Raw genomic sequence first — 18,106 nt, 5'->3', positions numbered from 1 at the left:
CCGCCGAATAGCCCCGAAGGACTTCCGGCGGCAACCACTGCCCCGTACCGACGGTAGGGTGACCCGCTGTGAGCGAGCCTTCCTCCCCGGAGCCCGGTTCCGACCGCGCCCGACGGCCTCGGTCGATCACCGTGCTCCTGCCGGTGCTCGGGCTGATCGCCGTCGCGCTGTGCGGGCTGTTCGTCTTCGGCACGGTGACCGAGAAGGTCGGCCTTCCCGCGGTGACGATCGGCGTGCTCGCCGCGCTCGTCCCGGTCGCCGTGGTGGTCACCGCGTTCCTGTGGGTCGACCGCTGGGAACCGGAACCACCGAAGCTCCTGCTGCTGTCCTTTGTCTGGGGAGCGTGCGTCGCGACGATCATCGCGCTGCTGCTCAACAGCGGTGCCGAGGCCGTCGGTGACCTGCTGCTCGGCAGTGGTGGCGGCGGCAAGATCAGCGGCCTGGTCTCCGCGCCGCTGGTCGAGGAGGCCGCGAAGGCCGCGTTCATCCTCCTGCTGTGGTGGCGCCGCCCGATCGAGTTCGACGGCGTCGTGGACGGCATCGTCTACGCCGGGTTCACCGCGGCCGGATTCGCCTTCACCGAGAACATCTACTACTTCGGCCGCGCCTTCGCCGAGCACGGTTTCGGCGACGGCACGAGCGCGGGAGTGGTCGCCGCGTTCTTCCTCCGCGGGGTCCTTTCGCCGTTCACGCATCCGCTGTTCGCGGTGATGACCGGGATCGGGCTCGGCGTCGCGGCGAGCAGCAAGGTCCGCTCGCTGCGGATCCTCGCGCCGATCGGCGGTTACCTCGTCGCCGTGCTGCTGCACGCGCTGTGGAACGGCGCCGCGCTGCTCGGTGGCGCCAAGACCTTCCTGAACGTCTACTTCCTGATCATGGTGCCGCTGTTCATCGGCGTCTTCTCGGTGGTGGTCATGCAGCGGCGCCGCGAGCAGCGGATCGTCGCGGCCGCGCTGCCGATGATGGTCGACGCACGCTGGATCGCGCCGTCCGAGGTGCCCCTGCTGGCCAGCCTGTCCGGACGGCGGTCGTGGCGGAAACAGGCGCGGAAGCAGTCGGGGCGGGACGCGGCGAAGGCCGTCGGCCGCTACCAGGCCAGCGTGACCGAACTCGCGTTCCTGCGGCGGGGCCGGAAGCTCACCGACGAGGCGAAACAGCGGCAGCGTGAACTGCTGCGAGTGCTCAAGACCTCGCGAGCCGAGGCCGTGAGGCTGGCGGACGGTGCTCCGCGCGGGTGACCTCGGTCAGGTGAAGCTGGTCACGGGGGTCGTTTCAGACACGGGCCGGAGGGTTACCCTCGCGCCGTCGTCTGGTACCCGCGACCGCAGAGCGGGACTGGAACGAGTTGAGGAGTTTTCGACCATGAGCGTCCATTGGCGCACGCCATGACGAGGCCCGCCCGGCTGGCCGTGGGTGTCGTTTCCGCGGGCCGGGTCGGCAGCGTCGTCGGCGCTGCACTCACGAGGGCCGGGCACACGGTCGTCGCCGCTTCGGGCCTTTCCAACGCCTCGGTACGCCGGGCGGAGCAACTGCTCCCCGAAGTCCCCCTTCTGCCTCCCGACGAGGTCGCGCGCCGCGCCGACCTCGTCCTGCTCGCCCTGCCGGACGACGCGCTGCCCGGGATGGTGCGCGGCTTCGTCGCGACCGGTTCCCTGCGGCCGGGGCAGATCGTCGTGCACACCTCCGGGGCACACGGCATCGACGTCCTCGCGCCCGCCGCCGAGGCCGGGGCGCTGCCGCTGGCCCTGCATCCCGTGATGACCTTCACCGGCCGCGCGGAGGACCTCGACCGGCTGACCGCCTGCAGCATCGGCGTCACCGCCACAGAGGGTGACGAAGCGGCCTGGAACGTCGGTGAAGCGCTGGCCGTGGAAATGGGCGCGGAGCCCGTCCGGATCCCTGACGAAGCGCGAGCGCTCTATCACGCGGCGTTGGCGCACGGGGCGAACCACCTGATGACACTGGTCGCCGATTGCGCGGAACTGTTGCGGGAAGCGGGAATCGCCCAGCCCGAACGCCTGGTGGCTCCGTTGTTGTCGGCGGCATTGGATAATGTTCTCCGGCACGGGGACCGGGCGCTGACCGGGCCGGTGGCCCGTGGTGATCTCGGCACCGTGCGTAAGCATCTCGCGGTGCTGGCCGAGCGGGCTCCCGGAGTCGCTCCGGGCTATCGCGCGCTGGCCAAGCGCACGGTGGCGCGCAGCAACGCCGCCGGGCTCCTCGACGCCTCGGCCGCCGCCGAGCTCACCGAACTCCTCAGTGAACCGGCAGACCCCACAGATCCCGCCGAAGGGCAGCAAATCCAGTGACCACACCGAAATTCGCCCGAGGCACGCTGCACACCTTCCAGCCGCCCGAGCAGGTGAGCCAGGTGACGCGTGCCCTGCACGGGGTCGGCCGCAAGGTCGCGCTGGTGCCCACCATGGGCGCGCTGCACGCGGGTCACCGTGAGCTGATCCGCCGGGCCAAGCGGCTGCCGAACACGGTCGTCGCGACGTCGATCTTCGTGAATCCCCTGCAGTTCGGGGAGGGCGAGGACTTCGAGGCGTACCCGCGTCCGCTGGACAAGGACCTCGAGGTGCTGAAGGAGGACGGCGTCGAACTGGGCTTCCTGCCCAAGGCGTCGGATCTGTATCCCGACGGTGCCACCGTCACGGTCCACCCCGGCGCGCTCGGGGACGAGCTGGAAGGGGCGGTACGGCCGGGGCATTTCGCCGGCGTGCTGACCGTGGTGGCGAAACTGTTCAACATCGTGCGGCCGGACTACGCCTTCTTCGGGGAGAAGGACTACCAGCAGCTGGTGCTGATCAAGAAGATGGTGCGCGACCTGAACTTCGAAACCCGCGTCATCGGGGTGCCGACGGTCAGGGAGCGCGACGGGCTGGCGTTGTCCTCGCGCAACGTCTACCTCACTCCTGAGCAGCGCGAGGACGCGATCGTGTTGTCGGCGGCACTCACCGCGGGTGCCTTCGTCGGCCGCGACGGTGCGGACGCCGTGCTGGCGACCGCCAGGAAGACCCTCGCCGCGCGACCCGCGGTCGAGGTCGATTATCTGGAATTGAGGGGAACCGACCTCGGGCCCGCGCCCGTCGACGGTGAAGCGCGGTTGCTGATCGCGGCCAGGGTGGGGAGTACCCGGCTGATCGACAACGTGCCGGTGGTGCTCGGCGCGGCCGCGGACCATCCGGAACACGCGCTGGACGCAGGGGAATAGGGAGAGTCCACGATGTACCGCACAATGCTGAAGTCGAAGATCCATCGGGCGACGGTCACCCAGGCCGATCTCCACTACGTCGGATCGGTGACCGTCGACGAGGACCTGATGGACGCGGCGGATCTGCTGCCGGGCGAGCAGGTGTCCATTGTGGACGTCACCAACGGCGCGCGGCTCGAGACCTACGTGATCGCGGGCGAACGCGGCAGCGGGGTGCTCGGCATCAACGGCGCCGCGGCGCATCTGGTGCACCCCGGCGATCTGGTGATCCTGATTTCGTACGCGCAGATGGAGAACGCCGAGGCGGCCTCGTTCCGGCCGCGGGTCATCTTCGTCGACGCGGACAACCGGATCGTCGAGAAGGGCGCCAACCCGGGGCACGCGCCGGAGGGGTCCGGGCTGCTGAGCGGCACCGTGACGCTGGCCGACGACGACACGATGACCTTCCCGGTCGCCGAAACCGCCGACGCCCGCCGTCTCGACGCGCTGCTGCACGCCGAGAGCTGAGTCGTTGCTGCTCACGGTCGACGTCGGCAACACCAACATCGTGCTCGGCCTCTACGACGGCCCGGCACTCAAAGGTGACTGGCGGATGCGCACCGACGCGCGGATCACCGCCGACGAGCTCGCGCTGACCATGCGCGGGCTCCTCGGCGCGCACGCGGACGCGATCACCGGTATCAGCGCGCTGTCCACGGTGCCCGCCGTACTGCGCGAGCTGCGCGTCATGCTCTCGCGCTACTACGGCGGGCTGCCGAAGATCGTCATCGAGCCGGGGGTGCGCACGGGCGTGCCGCTCCTGGTCGACAACCCCAAGGAGGTGGGCGCGGACAGGCTGGTGAACACCCTGGCCGCGCACCATCTGCACCCCACCACAGCCTGTGTCGTGGTGGATTTCGGCACTTCGACCAATGTGGACGCCATTTCCGCCAAGGGTGAGTTCCTCGGCGGCGCGTTCGCGCCCGGGATCGAGATCTCGGTCGACGCGCTGGCCGCGCGGGCCGCGGCGCTGCGCAAGGTGGAACTGGTGCCGCCGCGGTCGGTGATCGGGAAGAACACCGTCGAATGCCTGCAGTCCGGCATCCTCTACGGTTTCGCCGGCCAGGTCGACGGCCTGGTGAAGCGGATCAAGCGCGAGCTTTCGCCGGACGGGTCGGAACCCGTCGCCGTGATCGCGACCGGTGGCCTGGCCCCTCTGGTGCTGGAGGAGTCGGAGACGATCACCGAGCACGTGCCGGACCTCACCCTGCTGGGCCTGCGCCTCGTCTACGACCGCAACCACCGCGTTTAGTCCTCTGAATGCGGTAGGCCGGTGCTCGCTGCCTGGTCGTGAGTGGCGAGTGTCGTTCTAACGGCACTTACCACTCACGACCAGGCCTGACTGCGCAAGTAGTCGACTACGTGCGACGTCCCGCACTGGGCCTGCTCATCCTGGTGCGACTCGGGGCGCGGGGCTGAAGGGCGCTTTCCCCGCATCGCATGCGGGGAAAGCGCCCTTCGCCGCGTGAGATGAGGGGAAAGGGCCCTTCAGCCGCGTCCGTCGCGACCTTGGCCGGGCCACTCAAGACCGCGGCGGGTCCGGAAGACCGTGGTGGTGAGCGGGAGGTCGAATTCCCCCGAGGCGGTTTCCGGGTTCCGGTCGAGGAATTCCCGCGCCGCGCGCAGTTTGGCCGCGCGTTCCGCTTCCGGGGCGACCAGGAGATGCGAATGGGTGGCGATGGTCTCCACCAGGCTTTCGGCCGTCCTGCGCTGTTTGTGGTCGAAAGTCTTCTTCTCGAACGGTTCGAAGGCCTCGTGTTCCGGCAGCGATTCGTAGTCGCTCAGCCAGCGCCTGCTCATCGAGCTCTTGATCAGTGAGTTGAACTCCGCCAGCCAGCCGGTCGACTCGTCGTCGTGATTCCACAGCGCGGCAACGACTCCGCCCGGCCTCAGCACCCTGGCGATCTCCGGATAGGCCAGATCGAGGTCGAACCAGTGGAAAGCCTGTCCGATGAACACGGCGTCCACGGATTCGTCCGCCAGCGGGATCCGCTCGGCGGTCCCGATGAGGGGCGTCACGGCCGGGAGCGCCTTGGCGAGTTCTTCGAGCATCTGCGCGTCCGGTTCGACGGCGGTGACCGTGACCCCCAGCGCGACCAGCCCTTCGCTGACCTTGCCGGTACCGGCGCCCAGGTCGAGGACCCGTTCCGGTGGCCGGTTCGCGCCGGCCAGCCCCCAGGCCAGTGCCTTTTCCGGATAGTCGGGCCGGTGCGCGGCATAGGCGGCGGCCTTCGCGCCGAACGAAGCGGCGCGGCGGGCGTGCAGTTCGGGTTCGATGCCGGGAGTGGATGAGTTCACGCGAACCAGGTTAATGGAGAGAAAACCGACCGGTCCGGACCCGGAAAAGGTAATCCGGTTGGCGTAGGGAACCGGTGGGTTCGTACGCTGTGCGGCATGACTGAAATCCCCGCATCCGAGGGCGTGAGCCCCGACGAAGACCTGCCGGAACAGATGCGGGTGCGCCGGGACAAGCGCGACCGGATAATCGCGGAGGGTATCGATCCGTATCCGGTCGAGGTGCCCCGGACGCACTCACTGGCCGAAGTGCGCGCGAAGCATTCCGACCTTCCCGTCGACACCGCCACCGGCGACATCGTCGGTGTGACCGGCCGGGTCATGTTCATGCGCAATACCGGAAAACTGTGTTTCGCCAGTCTCCGTGAAGGTGACGGCACCGAGTTGCAGGCGATGATCAGCCTCGCGAAGGTGGGCGCGGACGCGCTCGCGGCGTGGAAGTCCGATGTCGATCTCGGCGATCACGTATTCGTCTCCGGCGAGGTCATCACCTCCAAGCGCGGTGAACTTTCCGTGATGGCCGACTCCTGGCGGATCACGTCGAAAGCATTGCGCCCGTTGCCGGTGATGTACAAAGACCTGGCCGAGGAAACGCGGATCCGGCAGCGTTATGTCGATCTGATCGTGCGTCCCAAGGCGCGGGACGTGGTCCGTACCCGGGCCGGTGTGCTGCGTTCCCTGCGTGACTCGTTTCACGGCCGGGGATTCCTCGAGGTCGAGACGCCGATGCTGCAGACGCTGCACGGGGGTGCGGCGGCCAGGCCATTCGTCACGCATTCGAATGCCTTCGACCTCGATCTGTACTTGAGGATCGCGCCGGAGCTGTACCTCAAGCGTTGCGTGGTCGGCGGTATCGAGAAGGTCTTCGAGATCAACCGGAACTTCCGGAACGAGGGCAGCGACTCGTCCCACTCGCCCGAGTTCGCCATGTTGGAGTACTACGAAGCGTATGCGACCTATGACTCCAATGCGGTGATGACGCGGCAGCTCATCCAGGAGGCGGCGCAGAACGTTCTCGGTACTCAGGTGGTCACTCTCGCCGACGGTTCGGAGTACGACCTGTCCGGCGAGTGGACCACACTCGGAATGTACGAGTCGTTGTCCGAGGCGTTGTCGGAAGAGGTCACTCCCGAGACATCGGTGGACAAGCTGCGTTCCTATGCCGAAGCGCGAGAGCTGGAGGTCGACCCCAAGTTAGGGCACGGCAAACTCATCGAGGAACTGTGGGAACACCTCGTCGGCGATCATCTGCACGAACCTACTTTTGTCCGTGATTTTCCGGTCGAGACATCCCCGCTGACCAGGCAACATCGCAGCAAGCCGGGGGTGGCGGAGAAGTGGGATCTGTACGTGCGCGGTTTCGAACTGGCCACCGGATACTCCGAGCTGGTCGATCCCGTGGTGGAGCGTCAGCGTCTGGTGGAACAGGCCAGGCTGGGTGCGCAGGGCGATAGTGAGGCCATGAACCTGGATGAGGATTTCCTCCGGGCACTGGAGTACGGAATGCCGCCGAGCGGTGGTGTCGGAATGGGGATCGACCGGTTGCTGATGGCGCTGACCGGCCTTGGTATCCGGGAGACCATCCTGTTCCCGCTCGTCCGACCTGAATAACCCGTCCGCGTGACAGATACCTCGATCGTTCTCGTAAACGAGATTTGCGTTATGTCACGGTAGCGGGTATTAATGTCGCTAGACAAAGTCTTCTGTCCGGGGCATGCCCCGTACCAGATCATTCGTGTAAGCCCCCAGCAGGAGGAAACAGATGGCACAGAAGGTGCTCGTCTCGCTCGTTGACGACCTCGACGGCAGCGAGGCGGAAGAGACCGTTGAGTTCGGTTTGGACGGTGTCAGCTACCAGATCGACCTTTCCGCGGAAAACGCGGAAGAACTTCGCGACGCGCTGGCCCAGTATGTGGAGCACGCCCGCCGCGCGGGTGGCCGTAAGCGCACCGCCATTCGTCCGGTCGCCGGCGTGAAGGCCGCCGCCCGCCCCGCGACCGTGGACCGCGAGCAGAACCAGGCCATTCGCGCCTGGGCCCGCAAGAACGGCTTCCAGGTTTCCGACCGTGGACGTATCCCGTCCGAGGTCGTGGAGGCCTACCACAAGAAGAACTGAGGTCTCTCGACCTTCGAGCCGCCGGGAACCTATTCCCGGCGGCTTTCTTGTTCTTGTACACGGTTCAAGCGGGCGTACTCCGTGGGCGCCCATCCGGTCACGGAGCGAAAATCCCGGATGAAGTGTGCTTGGTCGCTATAGCCCAGCTCGGTCGCCAGTTTCGCGTAGTCCGGCTGTTCCTCGGCCGCGATCCGTGCCGCCGCTTCGTTCAACCGGTATACCTGAATCGCCCATTTGGGGGCGGTGCCGACATGTTCGGCGAACAGTCGTTGCAGGCTCCGCTGAGACAGGCCCGTTCGGCTTGACAGCTCGGAGACCCGGGTAATGGCCGGTTCGGCCGCGATTGTTTCCACCGCTTCGATGGCCGTCCGTGCCGCCGCGGTGAGGACAGGGCGTTTCGTGAGGAGCAGTTCCTCCGCCATGCGGACCATTTCGAAGTCGTTCGTCGCATTGCGTACCGATTCCGTCACTCCTCCGGCGCAGGCGAAGAGATCGGTGAGCGGAACGGAACCGCCGGAGATCATCGAGACCGGACCGGTGAGGAATGCCCGGAAAGCCCCGGGCCGGAATCGCACGCCGATACCTTGATCCACACCGTCGACGACGTAGCGGAAAGGCCGTTTCCCCGGCCCGAAGGCGCCGGCCGCGTCGCGGAAGAACGTCACGTTGACCGCGAGATTCGGCAGAACCACCTGTTCATGGGGCCGACGGCCGGTCAGCTCCCAGCGCAGCACCCAGTGGTGGTCGACGAACGGGCGCAGTTCCGGTGCGGGCGCGTGCCGGACCAGGCTGAACTTCGCGCTCGCCTCCCGCGCGTTGACGATTCCCGCCGGGATCCGGTGCCTGCTCACCCGCTCAACGTAATCGTGTCGCGTTTCTTCAAGACGGCGTGGCGGCCGCCGTGAACTCATGCCCGTATGTCCGAACACGCCGCTCTCATCGCCCCCGCCGCCGCGAAGTTCACCGCGGTCCTGCGCGGGATGGGCGAAGCCGATCTCGCCGCGCGCACCCCGTGTACCGAGTACGACGTCCGCGCGTTGCTGAACCACCTTCTCTACTGGGGTCCCTGGCTCGAAGCCGCCGGACGCAAGGCGCCGCCGCCCGAGGTGTCGTCGGGCGAGGCGGAGACGGACCTCGTGGGCGACGATCGGCTCGGTGCCATCAGTGCCATCGAGGAGCAGACCGCCCGGCTCGTCGAAGTCTTCGGAGCTCCTGATGCTTGGCAGGGGCAGACCACCTTCGGCGGCCAGCCGATGCCCGCCTCGATGGCGGGGTACATGGTGCTGGACGAGTTCGTCTTCCACGGCTGGGACCTCGCCAGGGCGACCGGCGCGGAGTTCACTGTTCTCCCCGAAGTCGCCGACGCCGTGTACGCGATCGCACTGGAGATCGGCGATCAGGCGCGGGCGATGAAGGTTTACGGCGACGAAGTGCCCGTCGAGGAAGGCGCGACGACGTTCGAACGCGCTCTCGGCGCGACCGGACGGGATCCCGGCTGGACCCCTTAACGGATTCGCGGACAGCCCTCGCATTCCGATTCCGCGGGCAACAGATAGGAGTAACAGCAGCTTTCCCGGTTTCTCGTCCACTCGCGGCGACCATCGGCGGCCGGGGCCAGCCTCAGCTTCGACGCGGACGTCAGCGGCGGGAATCGTGCTTCGAGGACCAGCGCGGCGTCCGCGACGCCGGAGCCCTCGGCGTCCGCGGTCCCGCCCAGCCGTCCCGCCGACCACAGCGCGTTGTCGAGCGCGTCCGTGGCGGCCGCCCACAACTGCCGCCGCCCGAGCCTCGTCAACGGCCCGTAGACGTCGATGAACCGGTTCGCGTGCGCGACGAACCTTCCGCGCAGCACGGTCGCCAGCGTTCGCTCGTCCGGCACGACGACGGCGGCCGGATGCGCCGAACCCGGGTCGGTCGGCAGGCAGTGGAACCCGTCGCCGAGGACGGCGATCGACGCGGGATGCGGCCGGTCGCCGCCGATCCGGAAGGCCAGCGCGGACGGCGCCAGCGACGGGACGCGGCGTTCGTGGTGCAGCAGCATCGCGCCGGCGAACGCCGGGACGTGCAGGTACCAGGACAGGATCCAGCTCGCCGCGATCCGCTCCGGAATCGCGGACGCTTCCGGGTACGCCCCGGCCAGCCAGCCGCCGAGCCGTTCCCGCCAGCGGACGAGACGCGCCGGTTCGCCGAGCAGGGCGTCGCAGCGGACCCAGTCCGGCTCGCTCACGGGCACCACGCTGCGGAGCCCGGCGTCTTCGGGCATCCTCGACAACGAGGCCCGGAGGCCGTCCTCGGGTGACGCGAGCGTGTGATGATGCGACACGGCCCTCCCGTCATTAGGTACGCCTAACCTTACATACGGTCGGTGACTACTCCGGACGGGTGTCCATCCACCGGGCTGTCTCTGGCCGACTCGGCGTGTTCGCGCTCAGCGGACAAGGCGCATCCGACGGAATCCGAGTGCGGGTTCGCACGTTGGGCTTGACGTAAAGGTGCAGGGCAACCGGAAGATGAAGGAGCGCACGGCCGGAGAACGGCCGGGGCGCGAACGGGCCGCAATCAGCCGTAGTGGTACGCCAGCGCGACCGCTTGGCTACTAGAGTGGTCTCACGGTGCTGAATCCATCGCGGTGAAAGCACGATGGAAACGGGCCGCCGTCGCAGCAGTCGAGGGAGTGCACATGTTTGAGAGGTTCACCGACCGCGCGAGGCGGGTGGTCGTCCTGGCCCAAGAAGAGGCCAGGATGCTCAACCACAACTACATCGGCACCGAGCACATCCTCCTGGGTCTGATCCACGAGGGTGAAGGTGTCGCCGCCAAGGCGCTGGAATCGCTGGGCATCGCGCTGGAGGGCGTCCGCCAGCAGGTCGAGGAGATCATCGGCCAGGGGCAGCAGGCCCCGAGCGGGCACATCCCCTTCACCCCGCGGGCCAAGAAGGTGCTTGAGCTGTCGCTGCGCGAAGCGCTGCAGCTCGGCCACAACTACATCGGCACCGAGCACATCCTGCTCGGGCTGATCCGCGAGGGAGAAGGCGTCGCCGCGCAGGTGCTCGTCAAGCTCGGCGCGGACCTCAACCGGGTGCGTCAGCAGGTTCTGCAGCTGCTGTCGGGCTACCAGGGTGGCAAGGAGTCGGCCGAGACCGGCTCCGGACGCGGTGAAGGCACCCCGTCGTCGTCGCTGGTGCTCGACCAGTTCGGCCGCAACCTGACCGTGCAGGCCCGCGAAGGCAAGCTCGACCCGGTCATCGGCCGTGGCAAGGAGATCGAGCGGGTCATGCAGGTGCTGTCGCGGCGCACCAAGAACAACCCGGTCCTGATCGGTGAGCCCGGCGTCGGCAAGACCGCCGTCGTCGAAGGGCTCGCGCAGAACATCGTCAAGGGCGAGGTCCCGGAGACGCTGAAGGACAAGCAGCTCTACACCCTCGACCTCGGCTCCCTGGTCGCCGGTTCCCGGTACCGCGGTGACTTCGAAGAGCGCCTGAAGAAGGTGCTCAAGGAGATCAAGACCCGCGGCGACATCATCCTGTTCATCGACGAGCTGCACACGCTCGTCGGCGCGGGTGCCGCCGAGGGCGCGATCGACGCCGCGTCGATCCTGAAGCCGATGCTGGCCCGTGGTGAGCTGCAGACGATCGGCGCGACCACGCTCGAGGAGTACCGCAAGTACATCGAGAAGGACGCCGCGCTGGAGCGCCGTTTCCAGCCGATCCAGGTCGGCGAGCCGTCGCTCGAGCACACGATCGAGATCCTGAAGGGTCTCCGCGACCGGTACGAGGCGCACCACCGCGTCTCGATCACCGACTCGGCGCTCGTGGCCGCCGCGACGCTGGCGGACCGGTACATCAACGACCGGTTCCTGCCGGACAAGGCGATCGACCTGATCGACGAGGCGGGCGCCCGGATGCGCATCCGCCGGATGACCGCGCCGCCGGACCTGCGCGAGTTCGACGAGAAGATCGCCGACGTGCGCCGGGACAAGGAGTCCGCGATAGACGCGCAGGACTTCGAGCGCGCCGCGCGCCTCCGTGACGAGGAGAAGACCCTCCTCGGCCAGAAGGGCGAGCGGGAGAAGCAGTGGAAGGACGGCGACCTCGACGTCGTCGCCGAGGTCGACGAGGAGCAGATCGCCGAGGTCCTCGCCAACTGGACCGGTATCCCGGTGTTCAAGCTCACCGAGGAGGAGACCACGCGTCTGCTCCGCATGGAGGACGAGCTGCACAAGCGGATCATCGGCCAGGAGGACGCGGTCAAGGCCGTCTCCCAGGCGATCCGCCGTACCCGCGCCGGTCTGAAGGACCCGAAGCGCCCCTCCGGTTCGTTCATCTTCGCCGGTCCGTCCGGTGTCGGTAAGACCGAGCTGTCCAAGGCGCTGGCGGCGTTCCTGTTCGGCGAGGACGACGCGCTCATCCAGATCGACATGGGCGAGTTCCACGACCGCTACACCGCTTCGCGGCTCTTCGGTGCCCCTCCGGGCTACGTCGGCTACGAAGAGGGCGGCCAGCTGACCGAGAAGGTGCGGCGCAAGCCGTTCTCGGTGGTGCTGTTCGACGAGATCGAGAAGGCCCACCAGGAGATCTACAACACGCTCCTGCAGGTCCTCGAAGACGGCCGTCTCACCGACGGTCAGGGTCGTACGGTCGACTTCAAGAACACCGTGCTCATCTTCACCTCGAACCTGGGTACCTCGGACATCTCCAAGTCCGTTTCGCTCGGCTTCTCGCAGGGAGGCGACACCGCCAACCGGTACGAGAAGATGAAGCAAAAGGTCAACGAGGAGATGAAGAAGCATTTCCGGCCGGAGTTCCTGAACCGGATCGACGACATCATCGTCTTCCACCAGCTGACCAAGGATCAGATCATCCAGATGGTCGATCTGATGATCGCGCGGGTCGAGACGCAGCTCAAGGCCAAGGACATGGAGCTCGAGCTCACGCCCAAGGCCAAGTCGCTGCTCGCCAAGCGCGGCTTCGACCCGGTGCTGGGCGCGCGGCCGCTGCGTCGCACGATCCAGCGCGAGATCGAGGACCAGCTGTCGGAGAAGATCCTGTTCGGCGAGGTCCAGGCCGGCCAGATCATCCTGGTCGACGTCGAAGGCTGGAACGACGAAGAGGGCGAGAAGGACGACAAGGCGCACTTCGTCTTCCGCGGCGAAGCGCGACCCTCGTCGGTCCCGGACGCCCCGCCGGTCAGCATCGGCGCCGGTACGAGCGAAGAGAGCGGTGAAGCCGAGAGCGAGTAAGCCTCGGTGATTCAAGGAAACGCCCGTCGCGGGTTCGCCGCGGCGGGCGTTTCCTTGTGCAGGGCCGCATGGGCCTCGTGAGTGGTAATGACGGTTAGAACCGTCATTACCACTCACGAGGCCGGTGGGAGCGGAGGACCCGGTTTCGGCGGACCGGGTCGAGGAAGCGATCGACATGCTGGCTCGCGAAGGACCGCAGTTGGGACGGCCGCTGGTCGACCGGATCAGTGGCTCGTGCCGGCATAACTTGAAAGAGTTGCGCCCGGCCTCGGCGGGGCGCACCGAGATCAGGATCCTGTTCGTCTTCGATCCGGTGCGAAGAGCCGTGCTTCTGGTGGCCGGAGACAAAGCGGGAAACTGGAAGCGGTGGTACGACATCAACATCCCGATCGCGGAGGAGCGATACCGGCGGCACCTGGACTCGATGGAGGAAGGCTGAAATGGGTCGATCCTGGAAAGAGGTCAAGGCCGACAAACTGGCTGTCGATCGCCGGTCTGGGCGCGACATCGACGCGGCGCGGGCCGAGGCCAGGGAGGCCACGCAGGCCTACATTCTCGGCTTCAGGTTGTCGCAACTGCGGGAGGACGTCGGGCTGAGCCAGGCTGAGGTCGCCAAACGCATGGGAGTGAGCCAGCCACGAATCAGCCAGCTCGAACAGGGTGATCCGAGCCAGATGGAACTGGACACCCTTCGCAGGTACATCGTCGCCTTGGGCGGACGTATGCGGGTGGTCGCCGATTTCGACGATCACGACGTCACCATTTCCGCCGCCGTCTGACCGCTCCCGCTCGCCCGATCTTCGCGTGAGACGATGCCACCGGGTCCGGGAGGGGGTCAGGTGGACGTTCTGGCGATCGATTTCGGTACCTCCAGCACGGTCGGGGTGCTCTCGATCCACGGCAGGGGGACACAGGTCGTCGAAATCGACGGGTCGGTGACGATGTCGTCGGCGATCTACGCCGACAAGGACGGCACCGTCTTCGTCGGCCGCGACGCCGAACGCCGCGCCCGGCTGGATCCGAGCCGGTTCGAAGCGAATCCGAAGCGACGCATCGACGAGGGCGCCCTCCAGCTCGGCGACGTCACGTTGCCCATCGCCGACGCCTTCGCCGCCGTCCTGCGCCGCGTCGGCGAGGAGGCCGAGCTGCTCCTCGCGCGCCCGCCCGCCCAGGTGCGCATCTCCCATCCGGCGGGCTGGGGCCCGGATCGCAAGCAGATCCTCCGCGACGCCGCCCTCAAGGCCGGCTTCGGCACCACGCTGCTCATTCCCGAGCCGGTCGCCGCGGCCGCGCATTACGCCTCCCTCAACCAGGGCCAGGTGCGGCCGTCCGGTCCGATCGCGGTGTACGACCTCGGGGCGGGCACCTTCGACTGCGCCGTCGTCGGGGTCAGCGCCCAGGGGTTCGCCGTGCTCGCCGAGGACGGCCTGCCCGACCTCGGCAGCCTCGACATCGACCAGGCGCTGCTGGTCCACATCGGCCGCGAGGTCTCGCATTCCGATCCGGCGGTCTGGCAGCGGGTGCTGCGCCCGCAGTCGGTCGGCGACCGCCGGACGCGCCGTTCGCTGCTGCAGGACGTCCGTGACGCCAAGGAAAGCCTGTCCCGGCATCAGCAGACCGAGATCCCGATGCCGGAGCCGTTCGGGGACGTACGGGTCACGCGGATGGAGCTGGAAGCGCTCGTCCGGCCGAGTTTCCTGCGCAGTGCCGAACTCCTGGCCACCACCATCCACCGCGCCGGGCTCACCCCGGCCCAGCTCGGCGGCGTCTACCTCGTCGGCGGGCCGAGCCGGATGCCGTTGCTGGCGAGTCTGCTGGCGAACCAGCTCAGGATCGCGCCGACGACCCAGGACCAGCCGGAGACAGCGGTCGCGTTCGGGCTGCACCACGTGCCGGCGGGCGGCGAGGACTCCCAGCTGACCGTGCCCGCGTTCGCCCCGGTCTCCCAGCCCGCTCAGCAGCGGCCCGTCCAGCAGCCGCCGCCTCAGCCACCCCGGCGGCCGCAACCGCCGCGCTGGTCACCACCACCACCACCACCACCACCCGGCCGGAACTGGCGGAAGCCCACGGCCTACGGCGTCGTCGCGCTCGCCCTCGCGGCGATCGTGACGACGATCGTCCTGCTCACCGGCGGCGAGGACGAACCCGTCGCGGCCCCGGCTCCCGCCGTCCCGGCGCAGCAGCCGAACTGCGATCAGGCCGGCCCGAAGGACGCGCAGGGGTTCACGGACTGCCTCCGCCGGATCGCCGCCGTCCTCCCGCAGCGGGACGTTTGCCGGGACGCGCCGGAAGCGGCCGCCGCGATGGGGGCGGCGACCGCGGTCACCTGCGTGTTCAAGAACGACGAGGCGTCGAACGCGATCAACTACTACCAAGGCGTCGCGATGACCGGCCTGGAGGACGACGCCCGGCGGCAGATGACCAAGGGCAAGCCCGTGGAGGGCACCTGGGCGGCCGATGGGCTGCGGGGCCGCTACCTCGCGGGTGCGGGCAAGCGAAGCGGCATCGTGCTCTTCGGGACCGAAGACGCGCCGTTGAGCGCGATGCTCGTCTCGACCCGCCGCGACGGGACCGCGCGGACGACGCAGGAGATGGTCGACTTCTTCACCGCGCAGCTCAAGCCGTAAGCGCTTTGCTCGATCGCTCCGTGAGCGTCACGCAATTACACGCAATTAGTCGACTGCTTGCGCCGGTCTGCATCGTGAACCAGGCCGTGGTGAAGGGGCCTTTCGTCTCATCTCATGCAGCGAAGGCGCCCTTCACCGCATGAGATGAGACGAAAGCGTCCTTCAGCCCCGGTCAGTGCAGGGTGCCCGCCGGCGTCGAGAGGTCTTCGGTCACGGAGAGCGCGGTGTCGACGATGATCTCCAGCGCCTCCGCCGCGCGATGCACGGCCAGGCTCGGCGCGGTCGTCCGCGCGGCCTGTTCCGGCGTGTAGGGCACGTGCACGAAGCCGCCCCGCACGCCGGGAAAGTCGTTGTCCAGCAAGTGCATCAGCCCGTAGAAGACCTGGTTGCACACGTACGTCCCCGCGGTGTGCGAGACCGACGCCGGAAGCCCCGCGGCCTTGATCCCCTCGACGCAGGCCTTCACCGGCAAGGTCGTGAAGTACGCGTTGGGCCCGCCCGGGATCACCGGGACGTCGACGGGCTGCGAGCCCGCGTTGTCCGGGATCCGGGCGTCGATCAGGTTGATCGCGACCCGTTCCGGGGTGACGTCGGGGCGGCCGCCCGCCTGGCCGACGCAGACCACCAGTTCCGGCCGGTATTCGTCGATGGCGTCGCGCAAGGTGATCAGCGAACGCGAGAACACGCACGGCAGCTCGACGGCCACGGCGTCTCGCCGTCGGCCGGTGAGCAGGGAAACCGCCTGCCACGACGGGTTCACCCGCTCACCGCCGAACGGTTCGAAACCGGTGAGGAGCACTGACGTCATGCCGCTCACCCTAACGTGTGACGGACGTCAGGCAGTGTCTCTCAAAGCGCGCTTTCGGTTTTCCGCAGCCGGGCCGAGGCACTGGTTGTTCGACTCACTCAACCGTGTCAGCGGCCCGCCTCCGCAAAACCGAGGCCTCCGGCCGAAGAGAACGCGCGCGCGTGTCCTCGCCCAGGCGGCCGACGTCGGTCTGGGCGACACGCGTCAGGTAGCGGGCTTGAGGTCCCCGGGGTAGAGGAACTCGGGCGCCGGTTTGGTGTTGCCGTAGAACCACGCGTCGAAGAAGCCCTGCAGGTTCTTGTGCGCGACGCGTTCGGCGAACTTCTGGAACTCCGGCAGGCTCGCGTTGCCGTCCCGGTGCAGGGTCGGCCACGTCTTCAGGATGCGGTCGAACGGCGCCGCGCCGATGTAGTTCTTCAGCGCGTGCAGCGCCACCGGGCCCTTCGAGTACACGTAGGTGAACTCGTTGCCGGGCCCCATGTCGTACAGTTTCCCGGCCCAGAACCGGTCCGTGGCCTTCTGCACGGCGGCCAGGTAGCGCGCCTTGAGGTCCTGACCCGATTTCGCCTCGGACCACATCCACTCCGCGTACGAGGCGAAGCATTCGTTGAGGCAGACGTCCTTCCACTTGTCGACGGCGACCGAGTCGCCCCACCACTGGTGGGCGTTCTCGTGCACGATCGTCGGGATGTTGCCCGCCGCGCCCGAGTAGATCGGCCTGCTCAGCGTCTCCAGCGAGAACCCGATCGGCTCGGCGAGGAAGATGCCGCCCGCGGCGTCCACCGGGTACCGGCCGAACTTCGACGCCAGGAAGTCGATGATCTCCGGCAGCCGCGCCTCGGCCTGTTTGGTCGTGGCGGGTGTGCCGGGGGCGTAGGCGTTCACGACCGGGGTCCCGTCGGACAGGTTCGTCCGCTCGAACTCCCATTTGTCGATCGCGACCGTGGTCATGTACGGCACGGCCGGGGTCTCCTCGGCCCAGACGTACGTGGTCTTCGCGCCTTCGGCGAAGTGCCCGCGCTCGCGGCCGTTCGAGATGACGCCCCACTCCGACGGCACGGTGATCGTGAGGTGGAAGGTCGCCTTGTCCCGCGGGGTGTCGTTGACCGGGTACCAGGTCGTCGCCGACTTCGGCTCGCCCGCGACGAACGCGCCGCCGGATTTCGCGTACTGCCAGCCGTTCTCGCCCAGCAGCGGATCCTCGATCGGCTGCGGGACACCGTGGTAGGCGATCTCGGCGGTGAACCGCTCGCGGTTCCGCAGCGGACGAGCCGGGGTGATCACGAGTTCGTGGTCGCCGGTCCGCGCGAAGGTCGCCTTCCGCCCGTTGACCTTGACCGAGTCGACGGTCAGCCCGTGCAGGTCGAGGTTGAACGAGCTGAGCGCCTGTGTCGCCCGGCCGGTGATCGTCTGCAGGCCCGTGAGCTGCTTGGTGGCCGGTTCGTAGCCGACCTTCAGGTTGTAGTCGCCGACGTCGTAGCCGCCGTTGCCGTCCTGCGGGTAGTAGCTGTCGCCCGCGCCGTCGGCGCCGGGTTTGCCGGGATCGGCGAGGGCGGTCCCACCGCCGAGGACACTCGCGGCCAGTACGGCTGCGATGACGGCCACACTCCGGTACCTCATTCACGCTCCCAGTCGATCGGCTGTCAATTGGTCCCGAACCTAGTCCCGTGACTTCGGCCGACCGCCCGGAAAGCTCCTTCGTGCCCGGATAATCCCCACTTCCGTCGCCTAAGGGGTCAACCGGTTGCGGGTTCTGGAAAGCTGGGGC

At 67.9% G+C, this 18,106-nt stretch carries 17 protein-coding genes; 12 read left to right on the top strand and 5 right to left on the bottom strand.

Annotated elements, in window-relative coordinates:
* Positions 1-68 precede the first annotated feature (68 nt).
* From L324_RS34095 to L324_RS34075, 5 genes are all read left to right on the top strand, one after another.
* Positions 69-1,238: a PrsW family intramembrane metalloprotease gene (locus L324_RS34095; RefSeq protein WP_081736552.1), complete on the top strand. Its 1,170-nt coding sequence runs from the start codon at positions 69-71 to the stop codon at positions 1,236-1,238.
* A 147-nt stretch (positions 1,239-1,385) separates the two neighbouring features.
* Positions 1,386-2,309 carry a Rossmann-like and DUF2520 domain-containing protein gene (locus L324_RS34090; RefSeq protein WP_037318347.1) on the top strand — a complete coding sequence of 308 codons (924 nt, stop codon included), beginning with the start codon at positions 1,386-1,388 and terminating at the stop codon, positions 2,307-2,309.
* Positions 2,306-3,214: a pantoate--beta-alanine ligase gene (gene panC, locus L324_RS34085; RefSeq protein ID WP_037318345.1), complete on the top strand. Its 909-nt coding sequence runs from the start codon at positions 2,306-2,308 to the stop codon at positions 3,212-3,214. The genes L324_RS34090 and panC overlap by 4 nt, the downstream gene beginning before the upstream one ends.
* A gap of 12 nt (positions 3,215-3,226) precedes the next feature.
* A complete protein-coding gene (panD, locus tag L324_RS34080) occupies positions 3,227-3,721 on the top strand; it encodes an aspartate 1-decarboxylase (RefSeq protein WP_037318343.1) in 495 nt (164 codons plus the stop codon).
* Positions 3,722-3,725: 4 nt separating this feature from the next.
* The gene (locus tag L324_RS34075; protein WP_037318341.1) at positions 3,726-4,505 is read left to right on the top strand and encodes a type III pantothenate kinase; all 780 of its coding nucleotides are present in this window, start codon (positions 3,726-3,728) and stop codon (positions 4,503-4,505) included.
* A 236-nt stretch (positions 4,506-4,741) separates the two neighbouring features.
* On the opposite strand, the gene L324_RS34070 is transcribed toward L324_RS34075, so the two are convergent.
* On the bottom strand, positions 4,742-5,551 hold the full coding sequence (locus L324_RS34070; RefSeq protein WP_051174247.1) for a class I SAM-dependent methyltransferase: 810 nt from the start codon (positions 5,549-5,551) through the stop codon (positions 4,742-4,744).
* A 96-nt stretch (positions 5,552-5,647) separates the two neighbouring features.
* Between L324_RS34070 and lysS the strand changes: the two genes are divergently transcribed.
* On the top strand, positions 5,648-7,159 hold the full coding sequence (gene lysS / locus L324_RS34065) for a lysine--tRNA ligase (protein ID WP_037318338.1): 1,512 nt from the start codon (positions 5,648-5,650) through the stop codon (positions 7,157-7,159).
* Between the two features lie 151 nt (positions 7,160-7,310).
* On the top strand, positions 7,311-7,664 hold the full coding sequence (locus tag L324_RS34060; RefSeq protein ID WP_037318336.1) for a histone-like nucleoid-structuring protein Lsr2: 354 nt from the start codon (positions 7,311-7,313) through the stop codon (positions 7,662-7,664).
* 29 nt (positions 7,665-7,693) lie between these two features.
* On the opposite strand, the gene L324_RS34055 is transcribed toward L324_RS34060, so the two are convergent.
* Complete coding sequence (locus L324_RS34055) at positions 7,694-8,515, bottom strand: AraC family transcriptional regulator (protein WP_037318334.1); 822 nt, start codon at positions 8,513-8,515, stop codon at positions 7,694-7,696.
* A 66-nt stretch (positions 8,516-8,581) separates the two neighbouring features.
* Between L324_RS34055 and L324_RS34050 the strand changes: the two genes are divergently transcribed.
* On the top strand, positions 8,582-9,172 hold the full coding sequence (locus tag L324_RS34050) for a TIGR03086 family metal-binding protein (protein ID WP_037318331.1): 591 nt from the start codon (positions 8,582-8,584) through the stop codon (positions 9,170-9,172).
* Here L324_RS34050 and L324_RS34045 read toward each other — a convergent pair.
* Positions 9,169-9,987, bottom strand: a complete 819-nt coding sequence (locus tag L324_RS34045) for a (2Fe-2S)-binding protein (protein ID WP_037318328.1) — start codon at positions 9,985-9,987, stop codon at positions 9,169-9,171. The two genes, L324_RS34050 and L324_RS34045, sit on opposite strands and share 4 nt — an antisense overlap.
* A gap of 357 nt (positions 9,988-10,344) precedes the next feature.
* Here L324_RS34045 and L324_RS34040 point away from each other — a divergent pair, with 357 nt between their 5' ends.
* The 4 genes from L324_RS34040 to L324_RS34025 all read left to right on the top strand — a co-directional run bounded on the left by L324_RS34040 (position 10,345) and on the right by L324_RS34025 (position 15,530).
* On the top strand, positions 10,345-12,903 hold the full coding sequence (locus L324_RS34040; RefSeq protein ID WP_037318325.1) for an ATP-dependent Clp protease ATP-binding subunit: 2,559 nt from the start codon (positions 10,345-10,347) through the stop codon (positions 12,901-12,903).
* A gap of 124 nt (positions 12,904-13,027) precedes the next feature.
* Positions 13,028-13,342 (top strand): type II toxin-antitoxin system RelE/ParE family toxin, encoded by a 315-nt coding sequence (locus L324_RS34035; protein WP_037318323.1) that lies wholly within the window; start codon positions 13,028-13,030, stop codon positions 13,340-13,342.
* Position 13,343: 1 nt separating this feature from the next.
* Positions 13,344-13,682, top strand: a complete 339-nt coding sequence (locus tag L324_RS34030) for a helix-turn-helix domain-containing protein (RefSeq protein ID WP_037318320.1) — start codon at positions 13,344-13,346, stop codon at positions 13,680-13,682.
* A 60-nt stretch (positions 13,683-13,742) separates the two neighbouring features.
* Entirely contained in the window at positions 13,743-15,530 is a 1,788-nt protein-coding gene (locus L324_RS34025) for an Hsp70 family protein (RefSeq protein ID WP_037318319.1), read from the top strand.
* 172 nt (positions 15,531-15,702) lie between these two features.
* On the opposite strand, the gene pcp is transcribed toward L324_RS34025, so the two are convergent.
* A complete protein-coding gene (pcp, locus tag L324_RS34020; protein WP_037318317.1) occupies positions 15,703-16,338 on the bottom strand; it encodes a pyroglutamyl-peptidase I in 636 nt (211 codons plus the stop codon).
* Between the two features lie 204 nt (positions 16,339-16,542).
* A complete protein-coding gene (locus tag L324_RS34015) occupies positions 16,543-17,958 on the bottom strand; it encodes a M1 family metallopeptidase (protein ID WP_037318316.1) in 1,416 nt (471 codons plus the stop codon).
* Positions 17,959-18,106 lie beyond the last annotated feature (148 nt).

It is taken from the genome of Amycolatopsis orientalis DSM 40040 = KCTC 9412 (assembly GCF_000478275.1).
GTDB lineage: Bacteria > Actinomycetota > Actinomycetes > Mycobacteriales > Pseudonocardiaceae > Amycolatopsis > Amycolatopsis orientalis.
The sequence above is the reverse complement of the archived record's forward strand: the minus strand, read 5'-3'. Positions and strand labels throughout refer to the sequence as shown.